At 29.9% G+C, this 23,219-nt stretch carries 16 protein-coding genes, 1 pseudogene and 1 riboswitch; of the genes and pseudogenes, 16 read left to right on the top strand and 1 reads right to left on the bottom strand.

The window, feature by feature from the left end:
• Positions 1–300: 300 nt before the first annotated feature.
• From KGF38_RS18810 to KGF38_RS18755, 12 genes are all read left to right on the top strand, one after another.
• Positions 301–999, top strand: coding sequence for a response regulator transcription factor (locus tag KGF38_RS18810; protein WP_074180128.1), 699 nt, complete (start codon positions 301–303; stop codon positions 997–999).
• 280 nt (positions 1,000–1,279) lie between these two features.
• Entirely contained in the window at positions 1,280–2,368 is a 1,089-nt protein-coding gene (locus KGF38_RS18805; RefSeq protein ID WP_054277418.1) for a hypothetical protein, read from the top strand.
• Between the two features lie 183 nt (positions 2,369–2,551).
• The gene (gene glyA / locus KGF38_RS18800; protein ID WP_054271416.1) at positions 2,552–3,808 is read left to right on the top strand and encodes a serine hydroxymethyltransferase; all 1,257 of its coding nucleotides are present in this window, start codon (positions 2,552–2,554) and stop codon (positions 3,806–3,808) included.
• A 452-nt stretch (positions 3,809–4,260) separates the two neighbouring features.
• Entirely contained in the window at positions 4,261–5,862 is a 1,602-nt protein-coding gene (locus KGF38_RS18795) for a GGDEF domain-containing protein (protein WP_074180130.1), read from the top strand.
• Positions 5,855–7,444: a tetratricopeptide repeat-containing diguanylate cyclase gene (locus KGF38_RS18790; RefSeq protein ID WP_074180131.1), complete on the top strand. Its 1,590-nt coding sequence runs from the start codon at positions 5,855–5,857 to the stop codon at positions 7,442–7,444. The genes KGF38_RS18795 and KGF38_RS18790 overlap by 8 nt, the downstream gene beginning before the upstream one ends.
• The gene (locus KGF38_RS18785) at positions 7,444–8,721 is read left to right on the top strand and encodes an EAL domain-containing protein (protein ID WP_074180132.1); all 1,278 of its coding nucleotides are present in this window, start codon (positions 7,444–7,446) and stop codon (positions 8,719–8,721) included. The genes KGF38_RS18790 and KGF38_RS18785 overlap by 1 nt, the downstream gene beginning before the upstream one ends.
• 49 nt (positions 8,722–8,770) lie before the next feature.
• Positions 8,771–10,417 (top strand): peptide ABC transporter substrate-binding protein, encoded by a 1,647-nt coding sequence (locus tag KGF38_RS18780; RefSeq protein WP_074180133.1) that lies wholly within the window; start codon positions 8,771–8,773, stop codon positions 10,415–10,417.
• A 26-nt stretch (positions 10,418–10,443) separates the two neighbouring features.
• Positions 10,444–11,400 (top strand): ABC transporter permease, encoded by a 957-nt coding sequence (locus KGF38_RS18775; protein WP_054271411.1) that lies wholly within the window; start codon positions 10,444–10,446, stop codon positions 11,398–11,400.
• Positions 11,384–12,379, top strand: coding sequence for an ABC transporter permease (locus KGF38_RS18770; protein WP_054271410.1), 996 nt, complete (start codon positions 11,384–11,386; stop codon positions 12,377–12,379). The genes KGF38_RS18775 and KGF38_RS18770 overlap by 17 nt, the downstream gene beginning before the upstream one ends.
• A complete protein-coding gene (locus tag KGF38_RS18765; RefSeq protein ID WP_074180134.1) occupies positions 12,357–13,361 on the top strand; it encodes an ABC transporter ATP-binding protein in 1,005 nt (334 codons plus the stop codon). The genes KGF38_RS18770 and KGF38_RS18765 overlap by 23 nt, the downstream gene beginning before the upstream one ends.
• Positions 13,345–14,304, top strand: coding sequence for an ABC transporter ATP-binding protein (locus tag KGF38_RS18760; RefSeq protein ID WP_074180135.1), 960 nt, complete (start codon positions 13,345–13,347; stop codon positions 14,302–14,304). Before KGF38_RS18765 ends, KGF38_RS18760 begins: the two co-directional genes overlap by 17 nt.
• 180 nt (positions 14,305–14,484) lie before the next feature.
• On the top strand, positions 14,485–17,259 hold the full coding sequence (locus KGF38_RS18755; RefSeq protein ID WP_074180136.1) for a calcium-translocating P-type ATPase, PMCA-type: 2,775 nt from the start codon (positions 14,485–14,487) through the stop codon (positions 17,257–17,259).
• 84 nt (positions 17,260–17,343) lie between these two features.
• Here KGF38_RS18755 and KGF38_RS18750 read toward each other — a convergent pair whose 3' ends face one another.
• Positions 17,344–17,883, bottom strand: a complete 540-nt coding sequence (locus KGF38_RS18750; protein WP_074180137.1) for a prolyl-tRNA synthetase associated domain-containing protein — start codon at positions 17,881–17,883, stop codon at positions 17,344–17,346.
• 544 nt (positions 17,884–18,427) lie between these two features.
• Between KGF38_RS18750 and KGF38_RS18745 the strand changes: the two genes are divergently transcribed.
• The 4 genes and pseudogenes from KGF38_RS18745 to KGF38_RS18730 all read left to right on the top strand — a co-directional run.
• Entirely contained in the window at positions 18,428–19,522 is a 1,095-nt protein-coding gene (locus tag KGF38_RS18745; RefSeq protein WP_074180138.1) for a polysaccharide deacetylase family protein, read from the top strand.
• A gap of 77 nt (positions 19,523–19,599) precedes the next feature.
• Positions 19,600–21,219, top strand: coding sequence for an alpha/beta hydrolase family protein (locus KGF38_RS18740; protein ID WP_074180139.1), 1,620 nt, complete (start codon positions 19,600–19,602; stop codon positions 21,217–21,219).
• 225 nt (positions 21,220–21,444) lie between these two features.
• Complete coding sequence (locus tag KGF38_RS18735; protein ID WP_074180140.1) at positions 21,445–22,623, top strand: cation diffusion facilitator family transporter; 1,179 nt, start codon at positions 21,445–21,447, stop codon at positions 22,621–22,623.
• A gap of 125 nt (positions 22,624–22,748) precedes the next feature.
• Positions 22,749–22,834, top strand: a riboswitch (cyclic di-GMP riboswitch).
• Positions 22,835–22,947: 113 nt separating this feature from the next.
• Positions 22,948–23,219, top strand: a pseudogene (locus KGF38_RS18730) (hypothetical protein); the annotation flags it as partial.

The following is a 23,219-nucleotide window of genomic DNA, read 5'->3' as shown; positions in this document are numbered from 1 at the left end:
ACCGTAGGAACTACGGGGATAGCCTGTGGAGAATTGGTAAGACATATTTTAGTATGCAAAATTCTATGAAGCAGGAATCCTGTGACTTTAGTCATGGGAGGTTCAGATGGACATAAAGTCAAGTGATAAAGAGGGTACTTACATAATGATTAAAATTCCTATTGAAAATTGTAAGGAATATGAATAGAGCTTGTTTAAAGTTAATGAGTTTTATAAATGTTAAGAAATATATTAGATGTTTTTATGTTGTTTTATATATCTTACTTTTTTATATTATTAAGCTAAAAGGGAGGAATTCTCATGAGAAGAGCACTAATAATAGATGATGAAGAAGCTGTTTTAAAAATAATAACACATTTTATAGAAATGAAAGATATGCCGATAAAGATTGTTGGTAAAGCAACATCTGGTGATGAAGCAGTAGATAAAATAATTGATTTAGAGCCAGACATAGTGTTTATAGATATTCAGATGCCCATATATAATGGGTTAGAAGTAATAGAAAAAACATCTCACCTATCTAAAAAAATAAACTTTGTGGTAATAACTGCTTTTGATTATTTTGAATATGCGCAAAAAGCCTTGAGATTAAATGTGAAAGATATACTTCTTAAACCATTAGACATGGACGAGTTTAATAAGACTATAGAAAATATTATTGGCTATCAATATACTAATAATAATTTATTAAATGAGATACTAGAGTATATAAATTTAAATTATAGTAAGGATTTAAAACTAAATGATTGTGCTAAGTTATTTTTAACTAATCCATCTAATATATCTAGGATTTTTAAAAGTAATTTGAATACAACTTTTATATCATATCTAAATCATATAAGAATAGAGAAGTCAATTGAGTTACTTGAAAATACTACAAAAAGTATAAATGAGATTGCAGAAATGGTTGGTTATAATAGTCTAAATAATTTCTATAAAAATTTTAAGATAGAAAAAGGAATGACTCCAAAGGTCTATAAATTAAATACTAAAAATTGAAATTGATAAATAAAAAGTCAATATAGATAATTGTTTGAGAGTGTCTGAATAAGTATACTTTAATTATAGTAAAAATTAAAGCGCTTTAAACATATTTAATAATATTAAACCTTATAAAAGCTATACCTATTTATATAAAAAAATATATATAAATAAAAAAAAAGATATATAAAATAAGAAAGTAAATCAAATACTGTTCCGAAAAGACAGAATTTTCATTTAATTTACTAAGGATTTATATTTGTTGAAGAAGGTAACTTTATAATGGAGGTAATTTAATATGTCAGACAAAGTGAATGTGAAAAATATTATCTGTATTGCAGGAGCTTATTTAGCAACGGCAATTGGTTCTGGATTTGCAACAGGTCAAGAAATACTCCAATTTTTTGCCTCTCAAGGGTATATGGGTCTAGTTGGAGCATTAATATCAATGGTATTATTTTCATTTCTTGGTGCTGAAGTTATAACTAGAGGTAGAGAGTTAAAACTTAAGGAACCAACTAGAATTTACACTTTTTATTGTGGAAAAATTTTAGGAAAATTTTATGAATGGTTTAGCCCAATATTTTTATTTGGAATTCTTATAGTAATGATTTCAGGTGCAGGTTCAACTTTAACTGAATACTATGGCATAAATCCTTATTTGGGAAGAGTTTTAATGGCAGTAGCTACATTAATTACAGTATCTATGGGTCTAGAAAAATTAGTAGGTATACTTGGTCGTATTGGACCAGTAATAGCAGTATTTACAATTGCTGTTGGGTTAATAAGCTTATTCAAACATTTCGATGGGTTATCTATGGTTGGAGAAGCTATGAAGAATATTGAAGTTACAAAAGCATCAGGAAGTCCAATAGTTTCAGGTGTAATATATAATACATTAAATATTATTGTAATGATTGTTTTTTTAACAGGTATGGGGGCTTCTATTGAAAGTAAAAAGGATGCTTTCTGGGGAGGTCTATTAGGTGGAGTAGTATTTATGACTGCTGGAATTGTTATGTATTTAGCTATGATTTCAGATATAGGAAATCTATATATGAAAGAAATACCATCACTTTATTTAGCAGATAATATATCCCCTATTGTGGGTGTGCTTTTCTCAGTTGCACTTATATTAGGTATTTATACAACAGCTGTTCCACTTTTATGGTCTGTAACTAATAGAATAGTTGAAGATGAACACCCTAAATTTAAACTTGTAACAACAGTAATAGCTATTTTGGCTTGTATAGGTGGTTTTTTACCATTTGGTAAACTTGTAAATATTTTATATCCATATACAGGTTATATGGGACTTTTGATTTTAGTTTGTATGGTATATAAAGCAGTCACATGTAGAGAAAAATCAACACAAAGTCAGGAATAGAGGCACTAATGAATAGTTTCTAGTTAAAGAAATTTTTATATAATCTAAACTTAAAAAGTCAAAATAGTTAAATAAATTGCAAGATATGATAATATATTTAATTTAAATAATGTAGTAAAATATAAATATAAACAAAGTTAAATTAAATTTATAAAAATAATTAAATTAAAAAGGGGTGTTATTATGTTAAAAACAACAAAAATTTCAGACCCAGAGTTATATAACATTGTGGCTGGGGAGTTAGTTAGACAAGAGCATAATATTGAAATGATAGCTTCTGAAAGCACAGCACCAACAGAAGTACTTGAATTAAGTGGATGTGTATTTACAAATAAAACTGAAGAAGGTTATCCAGGTGCTCGTTTTCAAGCAGGTTCTGAAGAAGCAGATAAACTTGAAACTCTAGCAATCAAACGTGCAAAAGAAGTATTTGGAGCAGAACATGTAAATGTACAGCCATATTCAGGCTCTACAGCCAATTATTGTGTATATTCATCAATATTAAAACCAAATGATACTGTTTTAAGTATGCGTCTTGACCAAGGTGGACACTTAACACATGGTAGTACAGTTAACTTTTTACATGATATTTATAAATATGAGTTTTATGGAGTAGACCCAAGTACTGGACGTATAGATTATGATGCTCTTGAAGCAAAGGCAAAAGAATGTAAACCAAAGCTGATAATTGCAGGAGCAAGTTCATATCCAAGATTAATAGACTATGAAAGAATATCAAAGGTTGCAAAAGAAGTAGGGGCTTACTTTATGGTAGATATGGCACATGTTGCAGGATTGGTAGCTGCAAAAGTAATTCCTAGCCCTGTACCTTATGCAGATTTTGTTTCTTCATCTACAACAAAAACTTTCTGTGGACCAAGAAGTGGTATTGTACTTTGCAAAGCTGAACATGCAAAGAAACTTGATAAAGGTGTTTTCCCAGGAACATTAGGTTCTATACATCTTAATACAGTTGCAGCGAAAGCTTTTTCGCTATTATACTTGAGTACAGATAAATTTAAACAAATAATGGAACAAGTGGTAGTAAATGCTCAAACCTTAGCATCTGAACTTATTTCACATGGTTTTAGCATTGTAAGTGGAGGAACTGATAACCATATAGTTATGGTTGATTTAAGAAGCAAAAATCTTACAGGAAAACAATTTGAAAAAGCTCTTGAATATGTAGGAATAACAGTTAATAAAAATGTTATACCTGATGACCCACAGTCACCATTTGTAACTAGTGGTGTTCGTATAGGTCTTACATCAATATCTCAAAGAGGCCTTAAAGAGAAAGAAGTTATACAGATAGCAGGAATAATGAATAAGGTAGCAGAAAATATTGATAATAAAGAAGTATTAGATGATTGTAAAGAGGAAGCTCAGGAGCTTATATCTAAGTTCCCATTATATCCAGAAGGGTATTTTGAAGATTAAGTATATTGATTTATATAACCCACAACTTATAAAGCCTATAACATAAAACCTAATAATATATAATTACTATAAGGGGATGCCTCAAAATAAAATTTGAATCATCTCCTTTTTTTGTATAAAATTTGTACAAAAAATAAAAACATGCTTATTGATTACTTTTAATTTATGTGATACTTGCTCTGTAAAAAAGCAAAAACTAGATTATAATTGTGGCAAATAAAGGTATTATAAACACATGGTACTATAATTATAAACTAAAATAATTATTATACCAATACAGTTCTTATAAGAATCTATAAATTATTGATATCTAAGGCAAAAAAGGTATATTAATTACTACAAGAGATAATCATATATCTGCTTAATACTTATGAGACACAAATTGATATCTTATTGTGGAAAGCTGTACTTGCGTGTTATAATGTTATAAAAAATGAATTTGGAGTAATGTCATGATTGAAAACTATACTTTGTGTGAAATTGAGGAATTAAAGAGAAAAATACATGAAAACATTAATGTAAACGATGATGTTGTTTGTGGGCTTTGTGATAAACTGATTTCGCTTGCAAAAGAAAGTAAAGATTGGCAAAGTGTGGCTTTTGGATATATATGGCGTGCCGATTATTATTTCTATGTAGAATCAAATATGAAATGTGTATCAAAAGAATTGGAGTACGCACAAGAGTATATCAATGAAAAGAATCCAAGTGAGTTATTAGAAAAGTTTTATTCATTATATAGTTTACTTTTTTCAAATTCATATGATAAACAATCTGCATTTAAATACACTTTAAAAGCTCTGGATGTTTCTGAAAAATTAGATATCAAATACCGAATTGGTATGAATTATGGAAATATTAGTGCTTATTATTTGGACTATGAACTATATGATGAAGCATTGCTTTATTTAGATAAAGCGATGGAAGTATTACGTTCTTTGCCAAATACAAAACCACGCTTTCTGAGAATACTATTAATTAATTTCATTAATGTATATTTAAAATTAGGTAAACTTGAATTTATGAAATCAACTATTGAAGAATTGAGTTCACTTCCCTTTGAAGATAAAGATTTAAAATTATATGTTGATTATGCATATTTGTTTTATTATTCAGAGATAAAGGATGAAGAAAAGAGTTTATATTATTTACAGGAAATGTTCAATGATGGAATTATGACTTTTCCAAATCGAATTTATATCATAGAGTTTTTGATGAATGCATTGGAATCAATGATACATATTAAAAATCAAATCAAATCAAGTGAATTATTACAAGCCTTACGAGAGCTAATAAAAGAAGATGAGCCAGAGCCTTTATTGAAGTTGTGTAAGTTGAATATTCAGTACTCACAGAGGTTTGAGACAAAACAAGAACTATATTACCATTATCGTGAGTACTACGATTTATATTTAAAAGCACAGGCTCAAGTAAATCTATTAAAAATCGAAGGTTTAGTTGCAAAAATTGAATTAAATGATACCTATACTAAGTATAATCAATCAAAAAAAGTATTAAAAGAATTGTATGACCTTGTAAATTATGATGAATTGACTAATATATATAATCGTTATTATTTTAATATTAAGCAAGATGAAATTATCAATAGCAATAAATATACAAATATCGGTCTTGCAATATTTGATATTGATTACTTTAAAGAATACAATGATTATTATGGGCATTTAGCAGGAGATGAAATATTAAAACAAGTAGCTAGTACCTTAAAAGAGAAGGCAAATGAACAAATGGCCATCTTTCGCTATGGTGGTGACGAATTTATCTGCCTTAGTTGGGATTTGAACTTTGAACAAATGGATGAATATGTGAATCAAATAAAAGAAGCAATAAAAGAAAAAAATATTGAACATATACATTCACGATGTTCAAAAATAATAACATTGTCAATTGGCTATGGAAATAAGACCGTTTCAACTAAAGTGGATTTACTTAATTTATTTGATGAAGTGGACAAAGCACTATATGTTGTAAAGAATAATGGTAGAAATAACTCTAAATCAATAATTTCTATGGAAGGGGTGCATAATGAATAACTATAATGTACTATTTGAACAAATTCAATTGATAATTGAGCGAATTCAGCACCGTTTCGAACATAGTCTTAGATTTAATAAACATGATTGTGATAGATTATTGACGATATCAGAACAGTTAAACTGTTTCTATGGACAAGCATTAGCTCATGTGTATTTAGCACAATATTTTCAAATGAAATGGGATGTAGATGCTTATAATTTTCATTCAGAGAAGGCAAGAGAACTCGCTGAGAATAAAAACTATTTTGATGTTTTAATTGAATATTTTAAAATAGAGGGTTTGCGAAATATTACTATTTGTGACGAAATAGCAGCACTTACTATATATTTAAAAGGTATTCAAACTGCTTATAAAATTAAAGATAAAAAATCATGTGCTATTTTCTATAACAATATTGCAGACATACTTTACACAAGTGGTGTATATACAGTTGCAGAACAATTCTATACAAGAGCATTAGATGTTATAAAAGAGGTTCCTATGAAAAATGTGGTCTTTTATTACAAATCTATACTTGTCAACCTATTACATCTTTATTGTGTCCAAGGAGAATTGGATAAAGCTAGAAAATATCATGAGGAATGTTTAAGTGTAAAATGTGAAGTTGGCATTTTACCTTTGTTATTTATGGAAGGGGAAATACGTCTCTTATTATTAGAAAATAAGGAAATAGAAGCATTACATAAAATAGATAATTTGATAAAAAAGTTGATTAAAAGTAAAGAGAATGCGTTTTTACTGAAATCTATTTATTTAAATCTGATGGAATTTTTACTTTTGTTGAAGAGAGAAGAAAATGCAGCATGGTGTTTAAAACAATTAGATACACTGTATAAAAATGCAGATCAGGATATAATGATAAAGATTCAAGAATTACATGTCCAATATGCAATTTTATTTGGTCATGAAACTGATGAACTTTATGAAACTTTTTACGAGACTATATTAAAAGGGGAAATGGCAAGTAAAATATCAACAAGAGAAAGCTTTAAAAGCCTTATTTCTCTATATGAAACGGAAAAAGAACAGAATCTCATGTTGAAAAAGCAAGCTAGTTTACAAGTAGTAGCAGATATAGATGAACTTACAAAAATTTATAATCGAAGATACAGTAGTAAAGTTATTAGTAAATTAATACAAGATGATGGGACTTTATCTATTGGATATGTTATGGTTGATATAGATTTTTTTAAAGAATATAATGACTACTATGGTCATTCAAAAGGCGATGAGGTAATAAAAGAAGTTGCTAATTTATTAAAGAAGAACTTGCCAGACAATGCTTTTGCTGCACGATATGGAGGAGATGAATTCACATGCATATTTGTAGATAGAAGTGATGATGAAATTATTACATTTGTTAAGTCAGTTCAAAAAGAACTGAAAGACAAAAATATTGTACATTTAAAAAGTAAAAATTCCAAACAGCTCACTTTATCTTTTGGGATATATAATGAGATGCATGTGCATGGTTGTGATGAATTAACTCTTATTAAAAAAGCTGATTTAGCTTTATACCAATCTAAAAAGAAGGGAAGAAATGTATATACAATTTTTAAACAAAGGAGTCAATCGTGATGGAAACTGAAAAGAATATCACCTTAAAGCACGATATATATGATACTTTATATATTTTGGAAAAATATTGTGATATAAAAGGTAGCGAGGAAAAATATGCATTAATACAATTAAACATTAAAAATTTTCGTTATTTTAATACAAATTATGGAAGTAAAGCAGGAGATGAAATCCTGACATTGGTCTTTCAAAAAATAATGATGTTTTTGGAAGAAAAAGAATATACTGGATACCTATATGCAGATAACTTTGTTCTTTTGTTAAAGTGTGATGACTCTAACTATCTTATATATGAACGATTGATACCACTAATAGACATATTGTACCGTATAGATGATGAGCGAATTTATAGAAATCTTTTTATGTCTATGGGGATTTATATGATTATTGACCCAAAAGTCACATTTTATGATGCATTAAATTATGCAAATCTGTGTAGAAAAGAAAGTGAAACTTTATTTAATAGAAGCTCTTGTATAGAACTTTATGAGGAATCTTTTTATAAGAGTTATATGGACCGTATGAAACTGGAAATAGATACAGCAGATGCATATAAAGATTATAAATTTGTTACATACCTACAACCAAAAGTTAGACTAATAAATGGAGAGATTATAGGTGCAGAGACGCTACTTCGTTGGTTTGATAAAGATGGAAATAGTATACCATTATATAAATTTCTGCCTATTTTAAACCAAAATGGATACATTAAATTAATTGATATTGATACTTTTGAACAGATGTGTCAGTATCTGGATACAAGAATAAAAAACAATCAGAAGGTTGTGCCAATAAGTTTTAATATTTCAAAGTCATATTTTTATGATCCAGATATTGTTCAAGACTATATTGATGTGTTTGAAAAATATAATATTCCAAAGGAATATATTGAAATTGAATTTATGGAGTCAATTTCTTTAAATGATACTGAGCATCTGAAAAAAATAGTATCAGATTTCAAGGAATATGGGTTTACATGTTCACTAGATGATTTTGGCGATGGATATTCTTCTTTCAATGTATTGCTTAATGCCCGTTTTGATATTATCAAGATGGACCGTCAGTTTTTTTTAAACAACTTAAATGGTAATAGTAATTTAGTAATAAAGACCATTATAGATTTAATTCATTCTTTAAATATGAAAGTGATTGCTGAAGGTGTAGAGTCTGAAGAACATATAGAGTGTTTAAAAGAATATGGGTGTGATATGGTTCAAGGCTATTATTACTATAAACCTATGCCAATTGATTCATTTAATATGATATTGGATTCATAGAGTGACTTTAAGGAATTATAAAAATTAATTATTTGTGAGGGGGAGAAATATGAGATTCAAAAAGATTATAACTCTATTAGTAGTAGCTATGTTTGCACTTAATTTGGCTGCATGTGCTACATCTAAGCCAGGAGATACTACACAAGGTTCAGTGTTTCAGGGGACTCAAGGAAAGGATATGGTAACATTAAATGTTACATCAGAGCCTACAGAATTGAATCCAATGAGAATGAGTGATACTATTGCCCAAAGTATTCTCTATCATTGTATGTCTGGGTTTACAAAGTTGAATGATAAGGATGAACCAGTAGCTGATTTAGCAGAAAGTTGGGATATAAATGATACTGATACAACTTATACAATGCACTTGAAAAAAGATGCAAAATGGTCAAATGGAGACTCAGTAACTGCAAACGATTTTTACTATTCTTGGATTACACAGATGAAACCTTCTACTGGAAGCATATTTGCTGCATATCTATATAAGAATATTAAAAATGGAGAAGCTTTCTATAAAGGAGAGGTTGACGAATCACAGCTTGGATTAAAGGTGCTAGATGATTATACATTAGAAATTCAATGGTCTCATCCAATGCCTAATGGTTTGTTTTATTTGTCACAGCCATACTTCTTGCCAATAAATCAGAAGGCATATGAGAAAATTGGTGATAAACAGTATGCTAAGGATGCTGATAAAATGGTGACAAATGGAGCATATAAAATAACAGAATGGGTACATGATGACCATATTACAATGGAAAAATCTGAGGAATATTATAATGCATCAAAAATTAATATTCCTAAAGTAAAATTGGTTATGATAGGAGATGCAAATACTAGTTTGAATGCATTTACTGCTGGAGAAATTGACCTTTGTAGCCTATATAATGAACAAATTAGACTTGTGAAAGAAAAAAGTAAAGATGCTATTCAATCATATATAGATGGAGGGTCTTGGTATTTAAGTTTTAATACACAAGATAAGTATCTCTCTAACATAAATTTAAGAAAAGCACTTTCATATTCTGTTGATGTGCAGAGTCTGCTTGATAATGTAATTAATGACGGTTCTATAGCAGCGGATGGTTTTGTACCAGATGTTATAAAAGGTGCTGAGGGCACAAGTTATGCAGAAAAACGTGGTAGCCTATTTAAATACAACAAAGGTAAAGCAAATGAATACCTTGATAAGGCATTACAAGAACTTGGTATAGATAAAAAAGATATTAAACTTGTATTTTGGGCATCAGATACAACATATAATCAGAATCAGGCTGCCTATCTGCAACAACAATGGAAGGAAAATCTTGGACTGGATGTAGAACTTAAATTTACAGCAGTGAAAGCTTTGTCTGAAGCAATGGCAAATGGTGATTACAGCTTTGCGATGGATGGATGGGGACCTTCTGAAAATGATGCAATTACATTTTTGGAAAACTATACAACAGAAAATATGAATAATCATGTAAAGTATTCCAATCCAAAGTATGATAAGTTGATTGAGGATTCTATTAATGAGAGTGATTCTAAAAAACGTCAAGAGATATTGATACAGGCAGAAAAAATTCTAATAGATGATATGGTTATAGGACCAATGTATTTTACATGTACTACTTATGCTGTTTCTGATAAATTAGTTGGTCTAGTACGTACACCATTTCAATTCTTTAACGTTTTAAATGCACATATTAAATAAATAAAAACAGGACAGGAGTAGACAATATGTCTTCACAAATGAGATATATCGGTAAGCGCCTTCTTTATTCGGTACTTACTGTTTGGGTTTTGATTTCCATTACATTTTTACTGATGCAGATGCTTCCAGGAGACCCTTTCTCTGGTGTTAAGGTACTTAATCCTGATGTAAAAGCAGCTTTAGCCACAAAGTATGGTTTAGATAAGCCTATATTGGAGCAGTATGGAATATATGTGAACAACTTGATACATGGAGACCTTGGTTCCTCAATTGTATCTGGTCGTCAAGTAACAGATATCATAGCCCAGGCATTCCCAGTTTCTTTAGAACTGGGAATACGGGCTTTGATTTTTGCAATCATTTTGGGTATTTTGTCAGGGATAGTAGCAGCTTTGAAGCATAGAACAAAGTGGGACACATTGACGATGATTTTGGTACTTCTTGGAGTGTCTGTTCCATCATTTATTATGGGCGCACTGTTACAATATTTTTTTGGAATCGTATTATTTCAATTTACAGGTATTCGTTTTTTTGCAATTATAGGATGGGGAAGTGAAAATAGTAAGATTTTACCTGCATTTGCGCTAGCTTTTGGATCTATGGCAAGTATTGGAAGATTAATGCGTTCTAGTATGCTTGATGTACTTAGTCAAGACTATATTCGTACAGCAAAGGTGAAAGGAATTAAGAAAAAAGACATTGTCCTTCATCATTGTTTACGTAATGCATTAATGCCAGTAATAACAGTTCTTGGTCCTATGACAGCAGTCCTATTGACTGGGACATTTGCTGTGGAGTATGTATTTTCTATTCCAGGTCTTGGAAAATACTTTGTAGACTCAGTGCAGGCCAATGACTATCCAGTAATTATAGGAACAACATTGTTCTTTGGTGTGTTTCTTGTGTTGTGTAACCTAATCGTGGATATTTTAAATAGTTATATAGACCCTCGTGTGAAATTAGGAGGTGAGGAAAATAGATAGTAATAAAAGAATACTTGTTAATGAAGATTTTGCTTTTGCTGATGGTTGCAATTCAGATATGTGTAATAACAAGCTAGTACGCCCATCTATGAGCTTTGCAAGAGAGACTATATTCATATTGTGTCACAATAAAATTGCAGTAGTATCGTTTATAATGATGCTTATTTTGATTATAGGTTCAGTGTGTATTCCGATATTTTGTAATTTTGATTTTGCATCTCAGAATGTGGCGTATGCAAATAAACCTTTTTTTAGCAAAGACCCAACTAGTGGTCTTACTCATATCTTTGGTACAGATAATCTCGGGCGTGATATTTTTGTACGTATTTGGTATGGGACACGAGTATCACTTTTAGTAGCAGGAGTTGTAGTTATTATAGATGGAATAGTAGGAGTAGTATATGGTAGTATTTCTGGATATATAGGTGGAACTGTTGATAATGTAATGATGCGTATATTGGAAATCATTAGTGGGATTCCATATCTTGTTGTTGTTCTTTTACTTATGGCAGTGCTTCCACAAGGAATTGGAACCTTGATTATAGCCTATACACTTGTGGGATGGACTAGTATGGCACGATTGGTGAGGGTGCAAGTAGTTTCTCTTATGGAGAGAGAATTTATAATTGCTGCAAAAACTATGGGAGCAAGTATGAGACGAATTATTTTCTGCCATCTAATTCCTAATATGTTGGGGATAATAATTGTCCACATGACATTGAGTATTCCAGAAATTATATTTACAGAAGCATTCTTATCAATGTTGGGAATGGGAGTTCCACCACCATATCCATCACTGGGAATCATGGCAAATGAAGGTGTTGCTGTTTTTCAGACTTATCCAGTAAGGTTTGCAGTGCCAGGACTCTTCATTTGTCTGATAATGCTTTCTTTTAATCTCTTAGGAGACCAACTTCAAGATGCCATAAATCCTAGATTAAGGAGATTTGCTGATTATGGACGATATTCTAAGAATTAGGAATTTAAATGTATCTTTTGAGATATATAATGGAACAGTAAGTGCAGTTCGAGGTGTTTCACTTACTATGAATAGAGGAGAGATTCTTGCATTGGTGGGTGAAAGTGGTTGTGGTAAGAGTGTAATGGCACAATCCATTTTGAAGTTGAATCCTTCACCACCAGCTAAGATTATGGGTGAAGAATTGAAACTTATGAACTTTGATATTTTGAATGCATCAGAAAAAGATATGGAGCAAATAAGAGGTAACTTAGCAAGTATGGTTTTTCAAGACCCTTTAACTTGTTTGAATCCTACTATGAAAGTAGGTAAGCAGATTACTGAATCTCTATACCGAAAAGAAAAAATGTCATTATCTGATTGCAAGCAAGAGGCAGTTAGATTACTTGAAATGGTACAGATACCAAATGCCGCTCTACAAGCAGAACAGTATCCTCATCAATTTTCAGGAGGAATGCGACAACGTGTAATGATTGCTATGGCTTTGGCATGTAATCCTAAACTACTTATCGCAGATGAACCTACAACAGCCCTTGATGTTACCACACAACTGCAAATCTTGAAACTTATTGCAAAAATTAGAAAAGAGATGGGAACAGCTGTGCTTTTGATTACTCATGACTTTGGAGTTGTGGCAAATTTAGCAGAACGTGTAGCAGTAATGTATGCTGGAAAGATTGTGGAAGAAGGTAATGTAAAAGATATTTTCAATAGAGCAACACATCCATATACACAGGCATTATTAAGAACACTTCCTACGTCAGGTGATATAGGTAAAAGGATATCTATATTGGGAAGTCCACCTAATTTATCTGATTTGCCAGTAGGTTGTTCTTTTTCAAAGAGATGTCCATATTGTATGCAGATTTGTTTGAGAGAAGAGCCACCTTTGTTTAAAGTGTCAAATAGCCATAGTGCTTCTTGTTGGCGTCTGCATGAAAGTTTTCCAAAGGAGGTATTGGGTGATGGAAAAATTACTTGAATTAAATAATGTATCCAAGAGCTTCTCTTTAGGAAGAAAGCTCAAGAATATTGTTGTTAATCATGTGAACCTAACTATTTATAAAGGTGAGACTTTAGGTCTTGTTGGAGAATCTGGTTGTGGGAAATCAACTCTTGCAAGAATCATTATGGGCGTATATCCGTCAAGTGAAGGTGAAATATTATTTCAAGGCAAAAAGCTAGAACTACATCGACAGAGTGCAAGAAAAGAATTTGCACAACATACACAAATGATATTTCAAGACCCATACATGTCTTTAGACCCATATATGACCATAGAATCTATTATTGCAGAGAATTTGAAAGTTCATGGCATGCTGGATAAAAATGCAAGGACACAAAAAGTATATGAATTGTTAGAAATGACTGGGCTTTCACGAGAATATGCAGGACGTTTTCCACATGAATTTTCAGGAGGGCAAAGACAAAGGATTAGTATAGCACGTGCACTTGTAGTTCAGCCGAATTTCATTATATGTGATGAACCAGTGTCAGCGCTTGATAATTCTATTCAGAGTCAGATTATAAATCTTTTATATAAACTAAAGATGGAACTTGGTCTTACTTATCTATTTATTTCACATGACCTGAGCATGGTACGTTATATTTCTGACAGGATTGCTGTGATGTATGCTGGTAGAATTGTGGAAATTGGAAATGCTGAGGAGGTTTACAATACACCTTTACATCCATATACACAGATGCTCTTGCGTGCAGTTTTGACTACGAATCCTAATAATAGAAATATACTAGAGGAAGAAATGGATGTACAAGATGAAGTTGAAAGTTTTTCAAGTTGTGAAAAAGGATGTCCTTTTGTGAAACGTTGTAAAGTATCAACAGAACGTTGTGGGAAAGAAATGCCAGAATTATTTGAACACAAGAAGAATCATCTAGTTGCTTGTCACATGACAAGTGAATGATTTAGCTATTATAAATAAGTAATAAAAAATAACATATAAAAATTTAAAAGAGGAGTTGAACTTAAAATTTGATTAGAAAAAATCAATTTTAAGACAACTCCTTATTTTTTTTGAGAAGTAATATACAAACTATCATAAGCATATAATTCTCTATAGATAATTAACAAGGGGGATAAAGTTATGAGGTATTATAATAAACCTACCAAAGAAGTATTAAAATACTTAAAGACAAATCCAGAAGTTGGACTTGATGATAATGAGGTGGAAGAGAGGAAGCTTAGATATGGATTAAATGAATTTACAATAAAGGAAGGCCGAACATTTTGGGACGAGTTGGGGGAAAGTCTGACAGAACCTATGATATTAATTCTTATAGGAGCAGCAGTAATAAGCTCATTTGTGGGAGAATTGCATGATGCATTAGGTATCTTAGGAGCTATCTTTATTGGGATTTCCATAGGTATAATAACTGAAGGGAAATCTAAAAAAGCTGCTCATGCTCTATCAAAATTAACAGAGAATATAGAGGTAAAGGTACTTAGAAATGGAAAGATAGTTAAAATATCAAAAAATGATTTAGTACCAGGAGATATTGTATATATAGAAACAGGAGATATGATACCAGCAGATGGAAGGCTTATACAATCTATAAATCTAAAACTTAGAGAAGATATGTTAACAGGAGAATCTGATGATGTAGCTAAAAATGCTGATGCTATATTGGATATGGAGGTAGTTTATTCTAAAACAGAAATAATCGAACAAGATACAATACCTGCAAAACAAATCAATATGGTATTTGGTGGAACTCTTGTAGCATATGGTAGAGGGATAATGGTTGTTACTCACATTGGTGATAAGACAGAAATGGGTAAGATAGCACAGAACTTATCAAATGATGACCAGCAAACTCCACTTCAAATTAAATTAGGTAAGTTAGGGGCTAAAATAGCAGGAATATCAGGAGTAATAGCTACTTTATTGTGTATGTTTATGATTATACAAATGCAAAGAAAAGGACTGTTAATTTTGGATACAAGCAGTATCTTGTCCTTTTTACAATCATTGGAACCTGCTAAGAATGCGTATATGGTTTGTATTGCTTTAATAGTTGCTACTGTTCCAGAGGGTCTGCCAACCATGATAAATATTACTTTAGCTATAACAATGCAAAAGATGGCAAAGATAAATGCTTTAGTAACTAAGAAAGAGGCTTGTGAAACTATAGGTTCTGTTTCCGTAATATGTTCTGATAAGACAGGTACTTTAACACAAAATAAGATGATGGTAGAAGTAGCATATGTTGATGGTAAATATATAAGTAGTGGAGAATATCAGAGCAATAGTTATTTTGAACAAAACTGTATAGTAAATTCAACAGCAGATATAGAAAAGGAAGACAATTCATTTAAATATATTGGAAGTGCAACAGAGTGTGCATTACTTTTATATCATAACGATAAAAACTATAATGAAATGAGAAAACAAACTTATTTAATATCACAAATCCCCTTTAGCTCAGAAGAAAAGAAAATGTCAACATTAATTCGTCAAGAGGATTCGGATATACTGCTTTCAAAAGGAGCTCCAGAAGTACTATTAAAGAGATGTTCTTATGTACAACAAGGAAAAAGTATTGTCCCAATAACTCCCAAAATAGAAAAAGGTATTCTCGATGAAATTAAAAAACTACAAATTAAATCTATGAGAACATTGGGGTTTGCTTATAAAAAGATGACTAAATCTAGAACAGAAGTTGCAATAACCTCAGAAGGAGAATTGAATTTAATCGGAAACCCAAGAGGGTATGAGAAGGAAGAAAATTTAGTGTTTAGTGGATTTGTAGGAATAGTAGACCCATTGAGAGCAGGAGTTAAAGAGTCTATTGATAAGGCATTTAATGCAGGTGTAGATGTAAAAATGCTTACAGGTGATAATATCAATACAGCAACTGCTATTGGAGATGAATTAGGATTATTGAATGATGGCAAGAAGGCAGTTGAAGCAACCTATATAGATGTACTGACAGATGAAGAGTTAAGAGAAGAAATAAAAGGAATATCTATTGTAGCAAGAAGTAAACCAGATACAAAGATGAGAATAGTTTCTGCACTTCAAAAAAGTGGTGAGGTTGTAGCCGTAACAGGTGATGGTATAAATGATGCTCCAGCTCTTAGTCAAGCAGATGTTGGTATTGCTATGGGAATCTCAGGTACAGAAGTATCTAAAAATGCAGCAGATATAATATTGACTGATGATAGTTTTAGTACAATAGTAGAGGGAATAAAATGGGGAAGAGGTATTTATGAAAACTTCCAAAGGTTTATACAGTTCCAGCTTACTGTAAATATAGTAGCATTTATAATTGCTATAATATCTCAACTTACTGGTAAAGATATGCCATTTACTACGATACAATTATTATGGGTAAACATAATAATGGATGGTCCTCCAGCTCTTGCATTAGGATTAGAACCTGTTAGAGATTATGTGCTGAAAAGAAAACCAATAAATAGACACTCTGGAATAATAGCTAGGTCTATGTCTATAAATATTATTATAAATGCTATCCTTATAATTACAATTGTATTTACACAATCAGCTTTTAATATACTGGGAGCCACACCAGATGAACAAGGTACTGTTATATTTTCTTTATTTGCATTCAGTGCCCTTTTTAATGCATTGAATTGTAGGGAGTTTGGCTTTAACAGTACAATACCTAATTTCTTTAAGAATAAGTTGGCATTACAAATAATAGTCGTTACAGGTATAATCCAGATAATATTTACACAAGTATTCCAGAGTTTCTTTAACTCTGTTTCTTTAGATTTTAATATGTGGATAAAAATAATACTGCTTGCATCAACTATTTTAATATCAAATGAATTTGTAAAACTAGTCCTTAGAACACTAAAAAATAGCAGAACTAGAAATCTTAGTATCAAAAGTTAATTTTATAAGACCGCAAAGTAGAATATATCATGACTTTGCGGTTTTGTGTTTTATACAAGTATCTTTCTTTAATGTTTCCTTATATTACAATTCAATTATAGATGGTGTATGACATACAAAAGGTAAAAAATCGTGAATGACTTGAGTTGTTTTAATTTTCATATAACTAGTAGTAGTCCCATCACTACATCCATACCATTCTTCATTGACAACATCCTTGTCAAAAACAACTTGTATAATATTATCATTGTCAAGTATAGCACTGAAAATAGTAGCTGCGCCAATTTTAGTCCCTAACATCGTTTCCATCAATTCAGCAGGAGCAAAAGAAACTCTAGAAACTCCTAATGCATTGCTAAAATTAGCTGACTTAAAGGGTTTATCACCTGGCATAATAAATAGATAAAAAGCTGTTTTTTGTCTATTGCAAAGAAATAGAGTCTTTACCATCTTCATATCTAATTTTTTATCAATCTGAACACAATCCTCCATTGTAATTGCTTCATCTGTGTCAACACGTTCAAATTCAATACTCAAATTTTGTAATATTTTGTATACCTCTTTTTGTAATGGCGTATCAAATTTAATAGGTGCCTCTTTATAAATATCACTTACAAAAAACATGATTTATTTCATTCCTTTCCGTTTAAAATCCTATGGGCATAGTGTATCATAAGGTTATAAATTATAAAAGCGAATGTTTATCATATAAAATATGATAAAATCAAATGGATGTGAGATATACATAGTATAGATATGAATATTCAAAAATATATGACATTTGTTAAGACTTCCAACACTTCCAGAGTTTGAGACTATTTTTTTAGAACAAGATAAATTATCAGAATAAAATATAAAAACAATTAGTTGAAAAAATACTTATAAAAAGATACTTATTCAGAATTTTAAATTAAAATATATTATAAATAAAAATCATATTATAAATAATACTTGGGAAAAATAATACCATAATTCTAAATAGTATGTACAAAATTTGATATAAATGTATTAACTTGATTATAAATACAAATTTAGATTAATGTTACTATTAATATAGTGTATAGTGATAAACAAATTAAACATAATAAATAAAAAGAATGTAAGTAATAAGTTTTTATTTTAATATAATAAGCTTTATTATTTATAATCATGTTGAAGGAGAAATATTATGAAAAATTTGTTTATAATATTATCTATAGTTATAATTATGTCCATCAGTAATTTTTCATATGCTTTTTATGATACAAATTTAGAATATGGAAAAAATAATTCAAAAATAAGTGAAAATACAAGTAAGTATTATGAAGGTAAAATTGAACATATATTTGTACATCCATTAATCGTATATCCAGAAATGGCATTTGATGGTGATTATGAATCTAAAACATTTTCTAAATGGTTTGTTACTACAAAAGAATTTAAAAAAATATTGGATAACTTATATCAAAGGAACTTTATACTTGTATCATACAAAGATGTATATGAGGAAAAAGAAGTTGGTGGTAAGAAGTTAACAGTAAGAAAAAAATTATTGTTACCAGAAGGAAAAAGACCAATTATTATATCTATAGATGATATAAATTATAATCAATATATGTTAGGTAATGGAATAACAGAAAAAATTGTCCTAGATAGAAATAATGAGTTAGCTGGATATATTAAAAAACCAAATGGTAAATATCTTATTAGTACAGAAACAGAAATGGTTCCTTTAATTGAAGATTTTGTAAAACTACATCCTGATTTTTCTCATAATAATGCAAAGGGAGTTTTAGCAGTAACTGGATTTGAAGGTATTTTGGGTTATAGAATTCAAAGAGATTATCCAAATAGAAATGAAGAATTAAAACAATGTAAGAGAGTAGTCTATAAGCTAAAAGAAAATGGATGGGAATTTGCTAGCCATAGTTATGGACACCCAAATCTCAAAAAAATTTCTCTAGAAAAGCTTAGAGATGATACTATTAAATGGGAAAGAGAAGTTCAATCAGTCGTTGGAAAAACAAAAATATATATACCTCCATATGGTGAGTTTCCTAATGAGTCATCTAAAGGGTTGGAGTATCTTCAGTCAAAAGGATTTACGATTTTTGCAGGTGTAGGTCCAATATCATATGAAAAAATTTATAAGGATAAAAATTTAGTTATTACTGATAGAAGAAACATAGATGGTATTACTCTACTAAATAAGAAAGAAAAATTTTTAGATTTATACAATGCAGATAAGGTTATAGATTATAATGCTAGAAAGGTTAATAAATAAGTATGAAGGTAGAAAGAAAGTTTACTAGAAATCCAATAAATAGTATTTAAACAGATATGATAGAAAGGAATAAATTTATGAAATCGAAAAAATGGATTAGTATGATTTTATCTATAGCAGTAATAAGTGCTCTTTTTGTAGGTTGTACAAGTAATTCTAATTCTAGTGTAGTTTCAAATGAAAAAATAACATATGAGATAAAGTCGACAAAAAATAATGACAACGAAATTGAATCTAATAAGTTTAGTTTGGGAACATCAGAAATGGTTGTAAGGGGGAAGACCATACCTTTTAAGATAGAAGGTATAATATCAGCTCCTAAAGATATAAAAGAAAAAGCACCTATAGTGTTAATTTTTCATGGGCAACATGGAGATGGAGAAAATGATTTTGAAAATGGATTTAAATATCTTACTGAGGATTTAGCTAAAAATGGTATTATAGGAGTGTCTATTGATACTTCAGTAAACTATACTTTTCAGTATGGAGAACCTCTAGAAAATGAAAGGATAACATATCTGACTCAAGCTTATATAAAAGCTTTTCAAGATGCATATGATGGCAGTAAAAATGGATTTGGAATATATCTTAAAGACAAAGTTGATTTAGATAATATTGGCCTTATAGGTCATTCTGTAGCTGGTTCTGGGGTATTAAAAATAGCACAAGACCAAATACAAAAAGGATTTAAAGGGATAAAAGGAATTATATCACTTACACCAGCCTATAATAGTCCAATAGAAAAGTTTCCAGATGTACCAACAGCAATAATAGTATCAGAGTATGATGGAGATGTTATCCATAGTGGGGATGATGTTTTTTATGATATATCATTGGATAAAAATAGAAAAAGTCCACTAGGACTAACTTATTTAGTAGGTGGAAATCACAATGCATATAACTCAGTTTTAGGAGAAAAAGAATTTTCTCCACCACGAGATACAGATGGCACTTATCCTGAAAAATTAGGGAAAGAAGAACATAGAGAGTTCTTTTCTAATTATGCAGTTGACTATATGAAATCTATTTTTGATTTTGATGATAGTGAATCTCCTATTTTTAGTAAAAATGGATTGCCATCTAAAATGTATGGGTATCAGACATTAAATAAAGTTAAATATAGCGGTTCTTTAGAATTATTCAACAAAAAGTCATTTGAAAATATAGACTCAAGTAATGTTGATACAAAAGAGTTAGTTGAGTCAGAACGATTAGATAAAGATACTGCAAAACTTTTTAGTAATATAAGCTCAAGTGAAAATTTAGATTTATTGCAAGTTGATTGGAAATCTAAAGATGGAAAAATAGAATTACCCTTAAATAATAAAAATTTAAAAGATTATTCTGCATTAAAATTTAGATGGGCGTTAAATTCTCCTAGTGAGTTAAATAGTAAAGATAAAATAGTTTCATTTAAACTTAGCTTAGTCGATTCTAAAGGAAAAGAAAGTAGTGTAACTTTGGATAATGATAAAGTGTCTGCTATGAAGTATTTTGAGGGTAAAGCTGTGAGAGACGAATATGTAGAAGGTAAATTTATGGAGTTTTGGTCAAGGTATACTCCAATAAGTGATACAATAATACCTATTGATAAGTTTAAAAATATAGATTTATCTAATATAAAGGGTGTTAAAATTGAATTTGAAAATCCAGAAACAGGTTCGATTATGTTAAATAAAATAGTTGGTATAAAATAGTAATACAAGTCCTAGATGAAATTATAAAATATCTAGGACTAGTTTTATTAGAAGTCAATAATTTAATCTAAGAATACATTACATCTATAATAAATGTATAAAATTAGTAACATCTTATTGATATATATGAACTTTTAAGAATTTTATAGACGAATTATGTTATCATAAATAAAGATATAAATTCTAAAATTTGTCAGTAAAACAGAAGACAAGGAGGTAAATTTTATGTTTTCAAAAATCCTGGTCAAAACATTTATCAAAGATAGTGAAAACGTTCAAAATAAAGATGTTAGAAATAAGTATGGATATGTAGCTGGAGTAGTAGGTATATTATCTAATTTACTTTTATTTGTGGTAAAAGTGTCTATAGGTATGCTCACATCAAGTATAGCTATAATGGCTGATGCATTTAACAATCTTTCTGATATGGCATCTTCAGCGATAACTATGATAGGTTTTAAATTAGCAAGTAAGCCAGCTGATAAAGAGCATCCTTTTGGACATGGAAGAATAGAATATTTATCAGCATTAATTGTGGCATTTATGGTAATGTTGGTAGGACTTCAATTTATAAAGTCATCTGTGGAAAGAATAGTAAATCCAGTACCTATAAAATTTGAAGTAATACCACTTATACTTTTAATTGCATCTATAATGATTAAAATTTGGTTAAGTAAATTTAATAAATTTATGGGAAATAAAATTGACTCCTCAGCCTTAAAAGCAGTTTCACTTGATGCTTTAGGAGATGTATTTACATCGAGTTGCGTAGTTATATCATTTGTCATAGCTAGATTTACTAGTTTGCCTATAGATGGATATATTGGTATTGTAGTATCACTAGTAATACTTTATGCTGGATTTTCTCTTGTAAAAGATACTATAAATCCTCTTCTAGGAGAAGCACCAGATGAAGAAATGGTAAAATCTATTATAGAATCATTATTATCTTATGAACATATTATAGGTACACATGATTTAATAATTCATAACTATGGAGTTGGGCGATGTATCGCATCTATACATGCAGAAATTCCATCAAATATAGATATAATGGAAATTCATGAAATTATAGATAATGCTGAGAGAGAAATATCTGAAAAATTAGATATGTATTTAGTAATTCATATGGACCCTATATGTCTCGAAGATGAAGAAGTCATGTCAGCGAAAAAAGAACTTGAAGAAATACTTAAGAAAAATAGTCTTGTAAAATCTATGCATGATTTCAGAATAGTTGGAAAGGGAAGTAAGAAAAATTTAGTGTTTGATATAGTAGTTAATCCTTCTGAATTTTCTAAGAATATGTCAGAGGAAGATTTAAAAGAAGATATAACTAAATTAGTTAAGGAGATGAATCCTGAATATAATTGTGTAATTGTTGTAGATAAGGATTTTATTTAATGATTAATTAAAATTATTGTAAGGAAAAAAATGTAAAATATATAGACAAGAAGATGTTGGCACAATATAATATAGATATGTAATTGTATCTAGTATGAATATAGCAATTTTAATTGTTTTTTATAAAATATTATAGAGATGTTGATGTATGTTCTATCATTGGGCACCTTATGGACATACTGAGTCAGTGGTGCAACCGGCTATGGATATAAATTTATTTATTTTCATGGCTTTTTTTTATATAATTTTTTGCTTAGAATTAATTTTAATGGGATATAAATAGAAGTTTATAAATTATAGATAGCGTAGAGGGGAGAAATCTATATGGGGAAGAAAAATAAAAAGGCATTATTAATAAGTTTAATTATGATTTTAAGTATGGTAGTATCTACAATCTATCCAACCTTATCTTATGCTTCAGAATTAGGAGATAACAGTCAGATTCAAAATAATTCAACTAGTTCATCAAGTGGAGAAGAGAAGCCATCAGATAACAAAAAACCAGAGCAGACTCCAGAAGGAGAGAAGCCATCAGACAACAAAAAACCAGAGCAGACTCCAGAAGAGGAGAAGCCATCAGACAACAAAAAACCAGA

Origin of the sequence: Clostridioides sp. ZZV14-6387, assembly GCF_020657835.1 — a bacterium.
GTDB classification, from domain to species: Bacteria; Bacillota; Clostridia; order Peptostreptococcales; family Peptostreptococcaceae; genus Clostridioides; species Clostridioides difficile_A.
This window is presented reverse-complemented; position numbering and strand designations above follow the sequence as displayed.

Bases quoted from the DNA above. Each gene is read 5' to 3' on its own strand.
- KGF38_RS18810 (WP_074180128.1), top strand. From the start codon at position 301: ATGAGAAGAGCACTAATAATAGATGATGAAGAAGCTGTTTTAAAAATA.
- KGF38_RS18805 (WP_054277418.1), top strand. From the start codon at position 1,280: ATGTCAGACAAAGTGAATGTGAAAAATATTATCTGTATTGCAGGAGCT.
- glyA (WP_054271416.1), top strand. From the start codon at position 2,552: ATGTTAAAAACAACAAAAATTTCAGACCCAGAGTTATATAACATTGTG.
- KGF38_RS18795 (WP_074180130.1), top strand. From the start codon at position 4,261: ATGATTGAAAACTATACTTTGTGTGAAATTGAGGAATTAAAGAGAAAA.
- KGF38_RS18790 (WP_074180131.1), top strand. From the start codon at position 5,855: ATGAATAACTATAATGTACTATTTGAACAAATTCAATTGATAATTGAG.
- KGF38_RS18785 (WP_074180132.1), top strand. From the start codon at position 7,444: ATGGAAACTGAAAAGAATATCACCTTAAAGCACGATATATATGATACT.
- KGF38_RS18780 (WP_074180133.1), top strand. From the start codon at position 8,771: ATGAGATTCAAAAAGATTATAACTCTATTAGTAGTAGCTATGTTTGCA.
- KGF38_RS18775 (WP_054271411.1), top strand. From the start codon at position 10,444: ATGTCTTCACAAATGAGATATATCGGTAAGCGCCTTCTTTATTCGGTA.
- KGF38_RS18765 (WP_074180134.1), top strand. From the start codon at position 12,357: ATGGACGATATTCTAAGAATTAGGAATTTAAATGTATCTTTTGAGATA.
- KGF38_RS18760 (WP_074180135.1), top strand. From the start codon at position 13,345: ATGGAAAAATTACTTGAATTAAATAATGTATCCAAGAGCTTCTCTTTA.
- KGF38_RS18755 (WP_074180136.1), top strand. From the start codon at position 14,485: ATGAGGTATTATAATAAACCTACCAAAGAAGTATTAAAATACTTAAAG.
- KGF38_RS18750 (WP_074180137.1), bottom strand. From the start codon at position 17,883: ATGTTTTTTGTAAGTGATATTTATAAAGAGGCACCTATTAAATTTGAT.
- KGF38_RS18745 (WP_074180138.1), top strand. From the start codon at position 18,428: ATGAAAAATTTGTTTATAATATTATCTATAGTTATAATTATGTCCATC.
- KGF38_RS18740 (WP_074180139.1), top strand. From the start codon at position 19,600: ATGAAATCGAAAAAATGGATTAGTATGATTTTATCTATAGCAGTAATA.
- KGF38_RS18735 (WP_074180140.1), top strand. From the start codon at position 21,445: ATGTTTTCAAAAATCCTGGTCAAAACATTTATCAAAGATAGTGAAAAC.